Source organism: Bacteroides sp. PHL 2737 (assembly GCF_004115325.2).
Classification (GTDB): Bacteria; Bacteroidota; Bacteroidia; order Bacteroidales; family Bacteroidaceae; genus Bacteroides; species Bacteroides hominis.
Genome location: NZ_CP040630.1, coordinates 3,139,835 through 3,155,128, shown reverse-complemented (window position 1 = coordinate 3,155,128; position 15,294 = coordinate 3,139,835). Strand labels below are relative to the sequence as shown.

At 41.0% G+C, this 15,294-nt stretch carries 14 protein-coding genes and 1 CRISPR repeat array; of the genes, 2 read left to right on the top strand and 12 right to left on the bottom strand.

The annotated features are described in order from the left end of the window. Positions 1-41: 41 nt before the first annotated feature. From DBK98_RS12800 to gnd, 6 genes are all read right to left on the bottom strand, one after another. Positions 42-2,105 (bottom strand): sugar-binding protein, encoded by a 2,064-nt coding sequence (locus DBK98_RS12800; RefSeq protein WP_032536423.1) that lies wholly within the window; start codon positions 2,103-2,105, stop codon positions 42-44. A gap of 441 nt (positions 2,106-2,546) precedes the next feature. Further along, a complete protein-coding gene (locus DBK98_RS12795; protein WP_032536424.1) occupies positions 2,547-2,861 on the bottom strand; it encodes a hypothetical protein in 315 nt (104 codons plus the stop codon). Between the two features lie 222 nt (positions 2,862-3,083). Beyond that, the gene (locus DBK98_RS12790; protein ID WP_005808830.1) at positions 3,084-3,308 is read right to left on the bottom strand and encodes a hypothetical protein; all 225 of its coding nucleotides are present in this window, start codon (positions 3,306-3,308) and stop codon (positions 3,084-3,086) included. A 356-nt stretch (positions 3,309-3,664) separates the two neighbouring features. Then, entirely contained in the window at positions 3,665-4,381 is a 717-nt protein-coding gene (gene pgl, locus DBK98_RS12785; RefSeq protein WP_032536425.1) for a 6-phosphogluconolactonase, read from the bottom strand. After that, the gene (gene zwf / locus DBK98_RS12780) at positions 4,378-5,874 is read right to left on the bottom strand and encodes a glucose-6-phosphate dehydrogenase (protein WP_032536427.1); all 1,497 of its coding nucleotides are present in this window, start codon (positions 5,872-5,874) and stop codon (positions 4,378-4,380) included. Before zwf ends, pgl begins: the two co-directional genes overlap by 4 nt. A 14-nt stretch (positions 5,875-5,888) precedes the next feature. After that, the gene (gene gnd, locus DBK98_RS12775; protein WP_005808835.1) at positions 5,889-7,364 is read right to left on the bottom strand and encodes a decarboxylating NADP(+)-dependent phosphogluconate dehydrogenase; all 1,476 of its coding nucleotides are present in this window, start codon (positions 7,362-7,364) and stop codon (positions 5,889-5,891) included. A 132-nt stretch (positions 7,365-7,496) separates the two neighbouring features. Here gnd and DBK98_RS12770 point away from each other — a divergent pair, with 132 nt between their 5' ends. Continuing rightward, entirely contained in the window at positions 7,497-8,675 is a 1,179-nt protein-coding gene (locus tag DBK98_RS12770) for a dicarboxylate/amino acid:cation symporter (protein WP_005808836.1), read from the top strand. 41 nt (positions 8,676-8,716) lie between these two features. Here DBK98_RS12770 and DBK98_RS12765 read toward each other — a convergent pair whose 3' ends face one another. Both DBK98_RS12765 and DBK98_RS12760 read right to left on the bottom strand, forming a co-directional pair. After that, positions 8,717-8,812 (bottom strand): smalltalk protein, encoded by a 96-nt coding sequence (locus DBK98_RS12765; RefSeq protein WP_005786866.1) that lies wholly within the window; start codon positions 8,810-8,812, stop codon positions 8,717-8,719. A gap of 54 nt (positions 8,813-8,866) precedes the next feature. Continuing rightward, positions 8,867-9,346 (bottom strand): HU family DNA-binding protein, encoded by a 480-nt coding sequence (locus tag DBK98_RS12760; RefSeq protein WP_005808839.1) that lies wholly within the window; start codon positions 9,344-9,346, stop codon positions 8,867-8,869. A gap of 788 nt (positions 9,347-10,134) precedes the next feature. Then, positions 10,135-10,515: direct repeats of the CRISPR family, unit length 35 nt; unit sequence ATGTAGATCTATTCCAGTATAATAAGGATTAAGAC. A gap of 241 nt (positions 10,516-10,756) precedes the next feature. Between DBK98_RS12760 and DBK98_RS23265 the strand changes: the two genes are divergently transcribed. Next, entirely contained in the window at positions 10,757-10,993 is a 237-nt protein-coding gene (locus DBK98_RS23265; protein ID WP_032558201.1) for a hypothetical protein, read from the top strand. A 241-nt stretch (positions 10,994-11,234) separates the two neighbouring features. Here DBK98_RS23265 and DBK98_RS12755 read toward each other — a convergent pair whose 3' ends face one another. Genes DBK98_RS12755 through DBK98_RS12740 form a run of 4 tightly spaced genes read right to left on the bottom strand, consistent with a single transcriptional unit; the run spans position 11,235 to position 15,290 of the window. Beyond that, positions 11,235-12,185, bottom strand: coding sequence for a glycosyltransferase family 4 protein (locus tag DBK98_RS12755; protein ID WP_032530624.1), 951 nt, complete (start codon positions 12,183-12,185; stop codon positions 11,235-11,237). A 3-nt stretch (positions 12,186-12,188) separates the two neighbouring features. Beyond that, positions 12,189-13,196: an NAD-dependent epimerase/dehydratase family protein gene (locus DBK98_RS12750; RefSeq protein ID WP_032536428.1), complete on the bottom strand. Its 1,008-nt coding sequence runs from the start codon at positions 13,194-13,196 to the stop codon at positions 12,189-12,191. A gap of 22 nt (positions 13,197-13,218) precedes the next feature. Further along, complete coding sequence (locus tag DBK98_RS12745) at positions 13,219-14,430, bottom strand: glycosyltransferase family 4 protein (protein ID WP_032536429.1); 1,212 nt, start codon at positions 14,428-14,430, stop codon at positions 13,219-13,221. Next, positions 14,427-15,290, bottom strand: a complete 864-nt coding sequence (locus DBK98_RS12740) for an SDR family oxidoreductase (RefSeq protein WP_005817163.1) — start codon at positions 15,288-15,290, stop codon at positions 14,427-14,429. Before DBK98_RS12740 ends, DBK98_RS12745 begins: the two co-directional genes overlap by 4 nt. Positions 15,291-15,294: the final 4 nt, after the last annotated feature.

Genomic DNA, 15,294 nt, shown 5'->3' with positions numbered 1-15,294 from the left:
CCTTTATAACATTTGATTAAAGCATTCATATTTCACAGGCTTTATTCCGTTTTTAATCCCTTCTTATCCAGATAAGCTTTAAATTTATGAAGATATTCGTCCGATGGTCCGTCAAAGAAAGAGACACCGGACGCACCATTATCAAACGCCTCATCCAATGCTTTCTCAAAATCATTTTTTATATCAGGAAACATCAATCCTGCATACACTTTCGCACGTCCGTCAACCGTCTTCACACTCTCTTGAACCGAACGTCCGATCCACTCCGGCCCTTCGTAATAAAAGCCGTTATAGATCATCGGGAAATAAGCATCCAGTGTCCAATTTCCCCAATCCTGACGTACCATCTTCTTGGCCATAGAAGGTCCCGGGAATACTGCGGCAGAAATTGCTTTTCCGTCAGCTTTCACCGCTTCAGTAATCCGGTCTACAACACGGGTAATGGCATCCAAACGAAAATTGATCCACGACTGATCTTCCATCGGATACTTCAATTCCAACGGATCACGTCCCGTCTGCGCCTTAAACTTGGCACGACAAACCTCACAATAGCAATAATCATATTCAAAATGTTCACTCGTCTGTTCTATGCCATAATTTTTCCACAAACTGACAGGCAGAACCACATCCGGAAAACGAACATAATCCAGATGTACCCCATCTACATAAGGCAAATGAGCTATTTTCACATAATCATCCGCCAGGTATTGCGCCACTCCTTCATGGTTAGGACAGAGAAAACGGTAATAATCCACATAAGCAGGTTTATCATGCGTAGATTCCCCCTTGCGGTTCACCGCAAACCAATCGGGATGCACGTTCAGCAGTTCCGCACGATTCATTGTCCATTTCCAGAAATGGGCCTCAAGACCGGCTTCTTTACACATGCGATATAGATTTTCATCATACCCTTCAAACATCACCCCACTGATTCCGCACTCCTTAAGCAAAGCAAACCACTGACGGTAATCTGCTTCACTTTTATTCTTATTTATACGTGTCCATACCCAGTTCTTCACCTGACGCGGAGCAATCTTCTCTGTCCAGAAACGTCCTTCATTATTAATAACGTAACGCTTGTTTTCACCCGGAACAGTAATAGCTATCTGGTATGTATTCCGGGTAGCGTCAACTGAGATTTGCGCACCCTGCGGGAGTCCTTTCAACTCCGCATCCGTCAGGAAAAAATCTTTTTCCGTACGTAAATAGCTTTTCTCTTTTGCATATCTCTCCTGCTGTGCATAGAACATAGCCCAAAGCAGTTTATACACAGCAGTATTATACGGTAGCGCAACAGTACGTTCGGGCGCTCCTACTGCCTCGTCAGCGAAAAACAAATATCCCCAACGATCCGGCATGTGCATATCCACCTTTCCCGTAGGTGTCCAAACCCAATTTTCTTCAGGCCCTCCGGCTTTCAACCACTGTACCCGTGAGAAGTTAATTCGCCAGCAATTGCCTGCTTTCAACGGGTTGTTAAAATTCATAGTCAATGCCTTATGAGGAATAGCCATCTCCACACTCCAATATTTATCTTTGTCTTTCGATTTATTCAACGTACCTTCACGATGAATAGCCAACTTTAATCCCGGACAATCCCATTGCACCATAAAGTTGCCTCCCGACCGATAAGGTTTGTCCAGCATCAAATCGAATATAACACCCCGGGCATTGGTCTCTATTTCAAAATAGTTGTGTCCATCCCAATCAGGATCTATAAAAACCTCAAAATCATTATCATAGTAAATAATGGTATCCCGCTGAGTAAGACGTGCCTTGATGTCGTCTTCCTGTAAAATTGCCCCGACATACAAATATTCATCATCCCACAACATCTTAGCTGTAGTTTCATATTTGGGCGTAGGGAATCCTTCGCCACTGATATCTACAAACGGAGCTGTCGATTTTGCCTTCTGCCATGAAACTTCATCCAGTTTACCATCTATTTTCAGTTTACCGTCCACACGATAACACACGTATGAACGAGGTTCCGTCAGGAAACGATCGTATTTCTGAAAAATGCTCTGTGCCCCGGACGGCAAACTAAAAAGAGAAAAAAAGAGAAACAGCTTCACTGCCAGGCAATCTAAATGTATTTGCTTCATTATTGATTAGTTTTAGTTACAGCTTCAAAGATATGAATTATTCTGAAACCCGTAAATAATACCACCCATAATTATAACTTCCATAAAGTAGATATGACTTTTTTATTTACTTTTTTGATAAATCCGACAAAACGGGCAGTGAACAAATGCCGCCATTTATTCACTGCCTATATAACCCGTGCCTTATCCACTGTCTTCCTTATTTCAGGCCAGGCATTTTAGATAAGTTCTTAGTCATTTCTGTCTGCAAATCTCCTGTCCCTGCAAGCCTACAGTACAAAAGTATGGCAGGGGAAAAGCGGAAATAAATATAAATTTCAAACCATTCTATTTACCTCTCAAATACAGAATCATTTCTCCTGAACAAAAAAATAGCCCCGGTTCTTTCGAACCGAGGCTTAACATAAATTCAGTTGTGTGCTTTCTTCAAAAATTGGGAAACTATCTATTCAGTATATTCCCTCTTTCATTCAAGAACACTGCCTGTTCATGAAAATCGCTCGATAATATAATCACTTTGTAGAGTTTACCTTCCGAACGACTATAGGCCATAAAAGCCTCTTTAATCAGTGCTCCCTCACAGGATAACTCATCAATCACTGCCTCAGGAAGATTATTAACCTCGATTGGCGTAAAATCTTCCCGTGAGTCCCTCTGTTCCACTTTCGCAGATTTTTTCTTTAGAGGTTCATCTGCTTTTACTACTGAAAATCCCAATCCCATTACTATTACCAATGCTACTAATACCTTTTTCATAATTCTTGAAAACTTAATTGTTTTAGATCTACTAACTATAACTAAACATCTGAATATTATAATGCAATACACATGCCAGACATATACCAATCCAGATCAACAACTCATTTTCAGGCAATTATATAAAAACAGCTTCCATTGGAATAGTGGAATATGAAGGAGTATTCCACATTTATTGTGGAAAAATTCCACAGAATCGCAAATTGATTACATACTTTTAAGTCACTTCTCCTCCAGCTTCTCCCTGATACGATACAGGCGAGTAATAGCCGGATTGTAAAAAGCATCCGGATAATGGGCCCTGATGCAGGACAAATCAGATTCCACACAAAGTTTCACATCGAAAATGCGCTCCGCTTTACTCAGTTCAAGTTCCTGAGGCAACTGTGCTGTCTGTGCCCATTCCATTAATTCTTTCACACTTTGTTCGTCAAATTTATATTCCATCTTACTCTTGTTTTTCCGCAAATTTACAACTTAAAGAGCATAAAAACAAAACACACTCCCCTTTTCCCTGCGGTCCGATCCCTACTTATAGTGATTGACCTCTTCACAATACCTAAATCGAGTGATTGCTCCACAACACCAAACCAGCTATCTTTGCCAATACATTAATTAGTCATAATTATTACGTAAGTCACATTTAAGTGAGATAAGCCAATCCGGCCGAAGTGATTCTCCCGGATTCCATTTTGTTGAGTTGTTATTTTAATTATCATACTGTTTAATTGTTGTATGTAAATAACGTATTCAAATAGAACGAAAAACGTCCGGTCTGTGAAGATCGGACGTTTTTTTATTTCTTATCTGCTGACAACCTTTTCGGCAGCCGCATTATCCATAAACAACTCCACGTTATCGGCGTGATGCGCTATATAAGCGGCCGGCCCGGTATCCCCCGAATAGAAGATATCTTCTACAACCGGACTTTTTACCTTTCCCGTTATCAGAAAAATGATCCTGCGGGCATTCAAAATCGGAAGTCCTGTCAAAGCTATTCTCTTTTGGCCGTTATTCGGATTAAAATTTGCCTCATATATATGATCAGTTGAAAGCAGTTCCTCCTGTCCGGGAAAGATAGACGACGTATGTCCGTCATTACCCGCTCCTAACAACACTACGTCAAACACCGGAAAATCATTCTCCATCGGTACCTCTTTCATCACCAGTTTTGAATAGCGGGCGGCTTCCTTTTTCGGATTCTTCTCCCCTTGTATTCTAAATACATTTTCGTATGGAATAGGTACAACGCTCAGCAATAACGACCGCATCATGCCATAATTACTATCCGAGTTCTCAGGAGGCACACAGCGCTCATCCACCCAAAACACTTTCAGTCGTTCCCAAGGAGTGATATCCGTATATTCATTCGCCCATAAGTCAAACATCAGTGCCGGAGTGCTTCCACCACTAAATGCAATGCAGAAAGTCTTGTCCGGTTCATCTAACATCAGTTTTACCAAATGTAATATCAGTGCGCGTGCCGTCTCTATGGACGAAGGAAAAATATAGGGTTTCATAGTTCGCAATATTGATCTGTGTTTGTTAAATTCTTACATGGATTGGTCCAGTCAGCACCATGTTCATGCATCATAGCTTCACTCTCCAAAGGTCCCCAAGTTCCAGCAGGATAACCATACAACGGCGCCTCGGGATGTTCATTCCAATAACGCAGAATCGGATCGAAGAAATGCCAGGATGCTTCTACTGCATCACTCCGTGTAAAGAGAGTCTGGTCACCCAGGATACAGTCTTCTATCAGACGGGCATAAGCATCTCCGCTGGGAACACCTCCCAACTGATCATAGCTGAAATCCATCATTACCTGTTTGACCTCAAATCCGGGTCCGGGTACTTTCATGCCAAATTTCAATACAATACCTTCATTGGGCTGTAAACGCAGAATCAGCTTATTTGCTCTCGGACAATTACCACCCGCACAATGGAACATCTGGTGCGGAGTTTCACGGAAATGCACCACTATCTCGGTCACTTTTGTCGGCATCTGTTTTCCGGTCCTGATATAAAAAGGTACTCCACTCCACCGCCAATTACTAATACCCAGTTTCATTGCGATGTAAGTCTCTGTACGTGAATCCGTCGAAATATTCTTCTCTTCCCGATATCCCCTTTTATTTCCTCCGGCCGTATATTGCCCGCGAACAATATGCTCACTCAAATCCGTTTCGGTCAAAGGAGTCAGAGACTCGTATACCTTCACCACTTCATTACGGAAATTATCCGCGTTAAATACAGCAGGCGGCTCCATAGCAGTCAATGCCACCAGTTGGATCAGATGATTCTGTACCATATCCCGCAGTGCACCCGTCGTATCATAAAAACCGCCGCGTTGCTCGATTCCGAGATTCTCCACGGCAGTCACTTCCACATAATCTATATAATTACGGTTCCATAGAGGCTCGAAAATACCATTGGCAAAACGAAAAGCTAACAAATTCTGAGCTGTTTCTTTACCTAAGAAATGATCGATTCGGTAAATCTGATGTTCGTCGAATACAGAAGCATAGATCTTATTCAGTTTCTCAGCTGATTCCAGATCATACCCGAATGGCTTTTCAACGATAATTCGCGCACGGCCTTTATTCAGATGCACCGACTTCAGGTGCAACGGAATCACTCCATACAATGATGGAGGCGTAGCAAGGTAAAACAGCAAGTCATCCGGTCGGCTGTCTCCACTCAGTTCTTCAATTCGCAGGCGGAGTTGTGCGTATCCGTTTTCCACTGCCGGGTCTATTGCCAGATAGTGAAGATGTGCAACAAAAGCTTCCATCTTCTCCTTGCTTTGCTCTTCCGGCTTCACAAACTTTTCCATCTCACTATAAATGTAAGCCCGATAGTCCGCATCTTCATAAACCGTACGTCCCACCCCAAGAATTTCAAATTCTTCCGGAAGACGCTTGGCTACATACAACGAATACAATGCCGGCATCAACTTACGCTTCGTCAAGTCACCCGAAGCACCAAAGATAGTCATTACAAATTTACTCATATTTCTTTTTCTGCTTATACATTATACGTACCCGACTTTGTATCTCCTCCGTGCCCAGTCCAGTTTTCATGGAAAAAGACTCCTCGTAACTCATCTTTTCGCTCGAATGTATGAGCACCGAAATAATCGCGCTGTGCCTGCACCAGATTAGCCGGAAGATCAGCAGACACCAACGAATAGAAATAATTCAAAGCCGAAGAGAAAGCCGGAACAGGCAGTTCCTCACGCATGGCCTGTGCCACCAGATTCTTCCACCCGGACAACAGCCCTTTGATCTCTTCTTCAAAATAAGGAGCCAGCAGCAGATGTTTAGGCTTTTCTTTTGCCTCAAATGCCGCAGCAATATCATTCAGGAAAACACTGCGAATAATACAACCACCTCTCCACATCCGTGCAATCGAAGCCAGATCGAGGCTCCATCCAAACGCATCGGAAGCGCGCTGCAATACCGCAAACCCTTGAGCATACGAAACCAGTTTCGAAGCATACAATGCCGCGAAAATCTCTTTTTCCGTATCTTGTTTATTATATACAGCCATCGAATGTTTAGATTGATACTGTCGGGCGGCGGTTTCACGCAGTTCCTTCTGAGCCGACAAGCTACGTTCAAAAACGGCCGTAGCTATCAATCCTAATGGCATACCTAATTCCATGGCGTTGATCACCGACCATTTACCTGTCCCCTTCTGACCGGCAGCATCCAGAATCTTATCAATCAGATAGGCCCCTGTCTTATCTTTATGACGAAGTATATTGCCTGTGATTTCTATCAGATAACTCCGCAACTTACCTTCATTCCAACGGGTGAACACAGATGCCATCTCTTCATTAGTCATATCCAGCAGTTCTTTCATCACCCAATAAGCTTCAGCAATCAACTGCATATCACCATACTCTATCCCGTTATGGATCATCTTCACAAAGTGTCCCGATCCGGCAGGCCCCACCCACTGACAGCACGGACTGCCATCGGGAGCTTTGGCTGCAATGCTCTGCAAGATGGGCTTTACCTCCTCCCATGCTTTTTCCGAACCGCCCGGCATGATAGAAGCTCCATTCAAGGCTCCCTCTTCTCCACCCGACACACCGGCACCGACGAACAGAAAGCCTTTCGACTCTGCCAGTTTCACTCTGCGGTTTGTATCTTCATAATTTGAGTTACCACCGTCAATCAATATATCACCCGGAGAAAGATACGGGAAAAGTTGCTCCATCAGCTCATCTACGGGGCTACCGGCACGCACCATCATCATTATCTTACGAGGCAAAGCGATCGATTCTACAAAAGCCTCTATATCCGTGAAGCCCTCTATATGCTTGCCTTTAGCCCTTCCATTGATGAAACGTTCCACCACTCCTTCTTCCACACCCGGCACCGTACGATTATACACCGATACGCTCCAACCTCTGCTTTCCATGTTCAGAGCTAAATTTTCTCCCATCACAGCTAAACCAATCAGGCCTATATCTGTTTTATTCTGAGTTGCCATAATTGTAATATGTATCTAAATTAGTTGATATTTTGTTCTATTTCTTATTATTTATAACACATATCGAAAATATTTGTTCGGATAGTTTCAGAATAAAATATTACTTTTGCAACAAACTTCTAAAACCTCGTAATGAAGAAAATACACATAGGACTTTTGCCACGTATCATCATAGCTATTATACTTGGTATTGCTATCGGAAATTTCCTGCCGACACCTTTGGTACGGCTGTTCGTGACCTTCAACTCCATCTTTGGGGAGTTTCTAAATTTCTCCATACCACTTATCATCCTCGGACTGGTCACCATTGCCATAGCCGATATTGGTAAAGGGGCCGGACGAATGCTACTCGTGACGGCACTCATTGCATATGGTGCCACTCTTTTCTCCGGATTTCTGTCCTACTTTACCGGAGCCGCCATTTTTCCTTCGCTCATTACTCCCGGAGCACCTCTCGACGAAGTGAGCGAAGCACAAGGAATCCTCCCTTATTTTTCTGTTGCCATTCCACCCTTGATGAATGTTATGACGGCACTGGTCCTTGCCTTTACCCTCGGCCTGGGGTTGGCAAGCCTGCATAGTGACGCCTTGAAAAACGTAGCACGAGACTTTCAAGAGATTATCGTACGTATGATAAGCGCAGTCATCCTCCCGTTACTGCCCATTTACATCTTTGGCATTTTCCTTAACATGACACACTCCGGACAAGTATTCTCCATCCTTATGGTATTTATCAAGATTATCGGCGTTATTTTTATACTGCATATTTTCTTGCTGGTTTTTCAATATTGCATTGCGGCATTGTTCGTCCGTAAAAACCCGTTCCGCCTGTTGGGACGAATGCTGCCGGCTTATTTCACCGCTTTAGGTACTCAGTCGTCAGCCGCCACCATCCCTGTCACACTCGAGCAGACCAAGAAGAACGGTGTATCAGCCGATATAGCCGGATTTGTCATCCCGCTTTGCGCCACCATTCATCTATCCGGAAGTACCCTGAAGATTGTGGCCTGTGCTTTAGCCTTAATGATGATGCAGGGCATGCCTTTCGATTTTTCCCTGTTTGCGGGTTTCATTTTCATGCTCGGCATTACGATGATTGCTGCTCCCGGCGTTCCTGGAGGCGCTATTATGGCTTCTTTAGGTATCCTCCAGTCCATGCTCGGTTTCGACGAATCAGCTCAGGCATTGATGATCGCCCTTTATATCGCTATGGACAGTTTCGGTACAGCTTGTAACGTAACCGGTGATGGAGCCATCGCTCTGATTATAGACAAGATCATGGGGAAAAGAAAAACTCCCGAAAGCCTCTAATGGCTATCGGGAGTTCACCCTGTTTGGTTATTAATTCCGTTTTATAATGTCATAGCCTGCCCACCGATTACACCGGCTACAGCACTTGCCACAGCAATAATCAACTTCAATATAATATTCCATCCCGTTTTCTTCATATTCTTCATACCTCCTTTCATTTACAATAATTATTATATCTGCAATAAACTTTATCAAGCTGTCGGATCATCTACAATATCTCCATCTCCACTACCCGATCCACCATTAATTGCTCCCCCTATCGCACTGGCTTTCTGGAATTCCACTCCCTGAAGCAAAGCACGGGTAGTACCGATAGCTGCCGGACGAGTATATTCCGCGGTAAACAGGCAGCGAAGAGCCTTCACCTGATTCGGATTCACCTCCTCCTCTTGATCTACCCCATTCCCTTGTGTACAAGCTTTCATCGTGAAAGTACCTAATCCCTCCAGACGTACCGAACGGCTATTTAACAATTCTTTACGCATGGCAGTCATCAGGTTACGAATCACATTATGAACATCACCCGGTGTCAACGATGATTTTTCAGCTATTACTTCGGCCAACTGTTGTGAAGTTACCATTTTTCCAACTTTCACCAGAGTCAGGTGCCACTGTTTCTTTCCCTCTTTCGTTTTCAACTGCGATTGTCTCGCTCTATAAAATAAAGGCATAATTTTTCTCCTTCTTTACTAATGTTACTACTACGTTTCATTCATATTTCGTTGATCAACACTGCAAAGATGAAGATTTACAAATTATCGACAAAGGAAAAAACGGTCCGGAAAGCAGTTTTCTCAGAAAAAGTTGTAACACCCTTATTATCTGCACAATAATTTTAGGAGCCTCATTCAAAGAAACGCAAAGCCATTCGCCCGTAGTTGCCACACGATAGTGTTCACTTTTGTTTTGGGAGACAAATCAAACCTTTTGGTAGTAAAATATTAGCTGCAAAAACCTCTCATAGGCATCTTGAAGATTCCCCGCATTCACTCGAAATAGTTTTTTTCTAAATTCTTTTGCGAAAAAAAGAAAAAACTTAGTCATCTGATAATATGAAGATTATTCTATATTAAGAAAAAATAAGTGTAAAAAGAGATGCGCAAATAATAGCTTTTACGTATATTAGCAAATCATTTGCGAAAAAAGGATTGATATGTTATGCGCTCTTTGAAATATTGTTCTATATATCAGCAACTTACGCAACATAGTTTTAGGGTTGTTTTCGAAACTCGCCCACCCCTAAATATCCAACGATTATTTGCGAAAAATGAAGTTTACACAGCATTCTAATTATCAATCATTTAGGTCAAAAAATCACTATTTACACATCAGAATTACAGAAAAAAAGACCTACTTTTGCGAAAAAAGACTTAGATTCGCATCTACTATTCTGGTTTACAACCTATTATGATCACAGACAAATACATTTAAGAATATATAATAGTCTAATAATCAGAGTATGTAGATCTATTCCAGTATAATAAGGATTAAGACCCCCGATGCGTTGTGCGGCATGAAAAATTTTTATCAATGTAGATCTATTCCAGTATAATAAGGATTAAGACCCAAGCCATAACACCTTCAAGGGTTACTTTAACAATGTAGATCTATTCCAGTATAATAAGGATTAAGACGTTCTTGGTTACATAGGTAATGGTGTCATTGGTATGTAGATCTATTCCAGTATAATAAGGATTAAGACTTCCGGAGCTTCATTCCAATATAGCTCCTTACAATGTAGATCTATTCCAGTATAATAAGGATTAAGACGAAGGCAATTGCTTTTTTTGCCAGCCAATTGTAGAATGTAGATCTATTCCAGTATAATAAGGCTAACGGTTGGTTCTTCTTCAAATTTGGTGGTAAGCTTTCTTCTACTCATGAATCTAATTCAGTTTTCGGAAGTGTAAGCTCTCGTTTATAGTTGACAAGAAAGCAAGTATCCCGGCTTTCGCCCGAAAAGCCCATTCGTGAGGCGGAGAAGCGAATTTTAGACTAAACCATCTGAAAATCAACATCTTTAAAAAGTAAGATTTCTATCCTCAAAAGCTTTGTTTTAACACAGAGTTAAAGCTTATTCTTTGGATGTAAATAACAAGTTCTTTAAATGCATAAGACTTGTTATTTGCGCACAAGAACCTGACAACCTGAAAAAGGCGTTAACAATGTTAATTGAAGAAAGGTATAAGGATGAAGATACCGGTTCAGACGGTGTAGATTCACTTCCGAAACTTGAGTTATCTGATTCAGCCAGTGTCTGTTTTTTCTTATTAAAGCGTAAGCATTCGGCCTCGTGCGTGTTTCTCTCCAAGTTATAATAAAGTCAAAAGCCAGACGTATTTCGTCTGGCTTTTGACTTTATCAATTTATCTTGTTTTACAATCTGACAAAAAATGCCTTCCCTTGCATACAGATAAAAAAACTCCCGATCGCCTTATGGGCAATCGGGAGTTAACTCTATATAATATTGTTTTGTAACCCTATTATTTATCCGACTATAACTTATCTTATTTTTTAGAATATATTAGACCTATGGCAGAAAGCATAATATTTCCAATATCACTTCGCTTGATGCAAGCAAAAGAAACGCTTCATAAATAGAATATAGACCAAACTCAGCGCAATAATGGTACCCGACAAATACCCATATTCATTCCCCGGAAATAGAAGATACCCGGCTATAACTACTGCCTGCACCAACATATACACCAATGAAACCACCACGTGAGGAATTTTCAGTTCATTTGCCATAATCTGGTACAAATGTTTCCGATGTGGCAAACCAATATTCTCATGCAACATCAACCGATGAATTATTGTCAGCACACTATCCACCCCATAGACTGCCAACAAGACAATCCAGCTGAAATTTTCCGTACGGATTATCAACATACCGATCAGAAAGAGGATCACGAAAGCAATGCTAACCGAACCTACATCCCCCGCAAAACACTTTGCCTGTTTCCGGAAATTGAAGAAGTTAAAGACCAACACAGCACAAAGCATGGTATAAATCAAAGCCGGCTCTACAAATGGAACATATACCCCATTTATAAATGCTAATGCCGCCAGCACCACCAACGAGTATCCACCTGTAATGCCATTAATACCATCCATAAAATTATAGGCATTGATAATCCCTGTGCAAACAATCAAAGCAACCACAATGGTCCACCAAGGCAAGCTGAACAACCCCCATTGATAGAACATCAAAGCCATCGCCGTAAAATGAAACACCAAACGTAACCCCTGAGAAGTAGAACGAATGTCGTCTACAAAACTGATAAAAGTAATCAATGTCAGAGCCAGCATAAACCAAGGATACTCAAACTGATTCGTCAGAAAGTAAGCTAATGCGCCAAAGAAGAAAATGATTCCTCCCCCTCTCAAAGTGATCCGGGTGTGCGAACTCCGCTCGTTCGGTTTATCGATGATATTGCATTTATCAGCAATACGGAAATAAAAAAGTTCTACTAAGAATAGCAGAACCAGGATTATTAAATAGTACATAACTTATTTAGTTTCTTCAAATGAACGAATGGTTTTAATCAATCCCTCTTTAGCTGTCACAGGCATTTTATCAATCCCGAGAGCAGCTTTGATCTTAGCATTACTTACCACATAATTCTCTGTCAGTTTACGAAGCCTTTCCGTATTCAGTGGCAAATGGAGTAAAGTTCCCAGTCCGGCACATCCTTCCATAAAGCCCTTATTCATCTTCCAGATATGGGGCTGTTTTCCCATTGCCTCACACATGATGGCAATCAACTCATTTGTTGATAAAGCTTCATCATCCCCCATGTGATAAATGCCCGTAGGTACCTCTTTAGTCAATAATCCCTCAATCACATAGCATAGGTTATCAATTGAAGTAAACGAACGACGATTTTCGAAGTCACCCAATGGCCAGAGAATTCCTTTCTTCACCACATTATACAATAGATTCAGATTTCCTTTATTCCCCGGACCATGAATCATACAAGGTCTTAATATATAAACCTGTTTTTCTGTAAGCGAAGTCATCTCCCGAAAAGGAGAACACTCGCAGGAAGAGACAGCAGGAAATACACAATGTTCCTTTATATACTCTTCAGCTCTTATTTTACTTTCCCCATAAGGACCAACAGGAGCCGGAATAACATCCTCAGTAAGCATATCTCCCACTACACTATCAGCCGCAGCTTTTACTGAACTAAAAAATATGAATTTCTTCGCAGAAGACTCCAAAAAGAAATCAAATATCTTTTGAGTCAGACCGGTATTAATATCAAAATAAGACTGAGCAGCTGATTGGTTTTTCGTATCATGAGCCTTTCCGGCAAGATGAATGATTGCATCAAATTGGGGGAGAGTTTGTAATGGGAATGACTCTGGATCAATATCTTTCCAACAAAATGTTTTCAGTACACCTTCTCTTGTCGGACACACGATATCAAGTCCGTAAAGGTTGTGTTTAATTTTTAAATTATTAATCAGATTAGTGCCTACAAATCCATAAGCCCCTGTAATAAGAATATTCATTTAATTCCATTATTTAAATAAATCACTCAGATTGAAAAACTTCTATTAAATTATCAATTATCTTTTTCTTTGCAAAAGATAATTGATAATATTCCTTCCCGGCTCTCCCTTTTTCATACAGCATATTTTTATCCATTCGAGATAATCTTTTCACATTGTTTGCCAACGATTCAAAATCTCCGGCATTAGCTGTAAAGCCGCAGTTTGCCTCCTTTATTATTTCATTACCAATACCATTTATCATAGAAATAATAGGTTTTCCAAAAGCCATATAAGATTGTATCTTTGATGGAATAGTTAAAGAAAAAATATTCTGGTCTTTTAAAGAGACAAGCATTACATCTGCATGAATAAACAGATCCGGCATGTCTTCCAAAGGATAGCGTCCTAATAAAAAAACAGTATCACATAAATTCAACTCTTTAACTTGCTGCTCTACAAACTCTTTTTTTCGTCCATCGCCAACAATTACCCACTTAATATCTTTATACTCTTTGGTCCGAATGGCAGCTTTCAATATTGAATCAAAATCTTGGGCCTCTCCTATATTACCAGCAAACATTACAACAAATCCATCAGGGATCAACGACTTAAAATGTTCCTTATTAATCAAAGAATCATCAGTGAACAAATCTTCAGCCCAGTTAGGAATATAACTAATTTTATGCTTATAATCTCCTTTTTGCAGTATGGACTGACTAAAGGCTTCCGACTGTATACAAATCCCATCGACTTTTTGATAGATACTTTGTACCATCTTAGTTAACATCCGATATACTAAACCAGAATTCATCTTACCCGCAGCGGACACACTTTCAGGCCACAAATCCTGAACCCAAAGATAAGCACGACTACCAAACAGCTTTTTGTGAAGTAGAGCTGCATACACCTGAGTAATAGGAGAAATTGCAAATGTTAAAGAAATATCAAACTTTCGCTTATGAAAAAGTATGTATAAACAAGAAAACAATACAAAAGACAAATAATTCAATGCCAAACGCAACCCTGAACCTTTACCACGAGGTATTAACGGAACACGAATCAGTTCAATACCTTTATAATATTCTTTTTTATAGCCCCAAAAACTATATCCCTTATAAATAGCCCCTTGAGGATAATTAGGTTTTCCTGTTAAGACTGTCACTTCGTTACCCCGTAATACAAGCTCTTGCGCCAAATCATTAACACGAAATGTCTCTGGCCAGAAGTATTGGGAAACCAATAATATTTTCATAAATATAGAGTTCGGTATAGCTCCTGTTTATTCTGCATCCAATCATATTGTTCCCGAAGCATCTCTTCATATCCGGGTACAACATAACTAAATCTTGCGGACTTTGCGATCGACTTGTCTATTCCATTTCCATCAAATGGCAGGATCTCAACATCTTGTTTGTGCCATATACGGGAAAACAGATGTAACAAATCATATTTACTTATACCAAGGCCATTACTCAGTTGTATCAAACCGGTTACTCCCTGATCGATGGCCACATCAATGGCTTTCGCCAATTCCAGAGTGGTCACACCTCCCCAAATAGCAGTCTGGAAACCATTCACACAACCATGCTGATGCATAAACCAATGAAACAAGCCTTCGCCATTCTCCTTCAATTCAGGACCTATGATAGAAGTACGGATTGTCAGATCTTTGTCATTGATTATCTCACCGAGTGCTTTGCTACGACCATAAACATCGTCAGCATCCCGGAAATCAGTTTCTGAATAGTTGCCTTTTTTACCGGAGAAAACACAATCCGTACTGATATGAATCAACTTTGCTCCCACTTCATCCGATAGTTTCTTGAGCAAATGAGGGAACCATGCATTTATCAGAATAGCATTGTCCGGATGTTCTCTGGAACCTCTTATCAATACGCCAATACAATTCAGGATAAAATCGGGACGGACTTCACGAACGAGCCGACTGACAGCATCCCCATCCGTCACATCCACAACGATACTATCATCAGTCAATTGGGTACGATAAACTACATTCACAAGATCGTATTTCCCCGTACATTGCAGATAATAATAAGCCATATGCCCGGCCATACCTGTGGCGCCGAACAACAGAATCTTCTTTTTAACCATAAAA

Bases quoted from the DNA above. Each gene is read 5' to 3' on its own strand.
- DBK98_RS12760 (WP_005808839.1), bottom strand. From the start codon at position 9,346: ATGCCTTTATTTTATAGAGCGAGACAATCGCAGTTGAAAACGAAAGAG.
- DBK98_RS12750 (WP_032536428.1), bottom strand. From the start codon at position 13,196: ATGAATATTCTTATTACAGGGGCTTATGGATTTGTAGGCACTAATCTG.
- DBK98_RS12745 (WP_032536429.1), bottom strand. From the start codon at position 14,430: ATGAAAATATTATTGGTTTCCCAATACTTCTGGCCAGAGACATTTCGT.
- DBK98_RS12755 (WP_032530624.1), bottom strand. From the start codon at position 12,185: ATGTACTATTTAATAATCCTGGTTCTGCTATTCTTAGTAGAACTTTTT.
- DBK98_RS12800 (WP_032536423.1), bottom strand. From the start codon at position 2,105: ATGAAGCAAATACATTTAGATTGCCTGGCAGTGAAGCTGTTTCTCTTT.
- DBK98_RS12790 (WP_005808830.1), bottom strand. From the start codon at position 3,308: ATGGAATATAAATTTGACGAACAAAGTGTGAAAGAATTAATGGAATGG.
- DBK98_RS12795 (WP_032536424.1), bottom strand. From the start codon at position 2,861: ATGAAAAAGGTATTAGTAGCATTGGTAATAGTAATGGGATTGGGATTT.
- DBK98_RS12770 (WP_005808836.1), top strand. From the start codon at position 7,497: ATGAAGAAAATACACATAGGACTTTTGCCACGTATCATCATAGCTATT.
- DBK98_RS12740 (WP_005817163.1), bottom strand. From the start codon at position 15,290: ATGGTTAAAAAGAAGATTCTGTTGTTCGGCGCCACAGGTATGGCCGGG.
- pgl (WP_032536425.1), bottom strand. From the start codon at position 4,381: ATGAAACCCTATATTTTTCCTTCGTCCATAGAGACGGCACGCGCACTG.
- DBK98_RS12765 (WP_005786866.1), bottom strand. From the start codon at position 8,812: ATGAAGAAAACGGGATGGAATATTATATTGAAGTTGATTATTGCTGTG.
- zwf (WP_032536427.1), bottom strand. From the start codon at position 5,874: ATGAGTAAATTTGTAATGACTATCTTTGGTGCTTCGGGTGACTTGACG.
- gnd (WP_005808835.1), bottom strand. From the start codon at position 7,364: ATGGCAACTCAGAATAAAACAGATATAGGCCTGATTGGTTTAGCTGTG.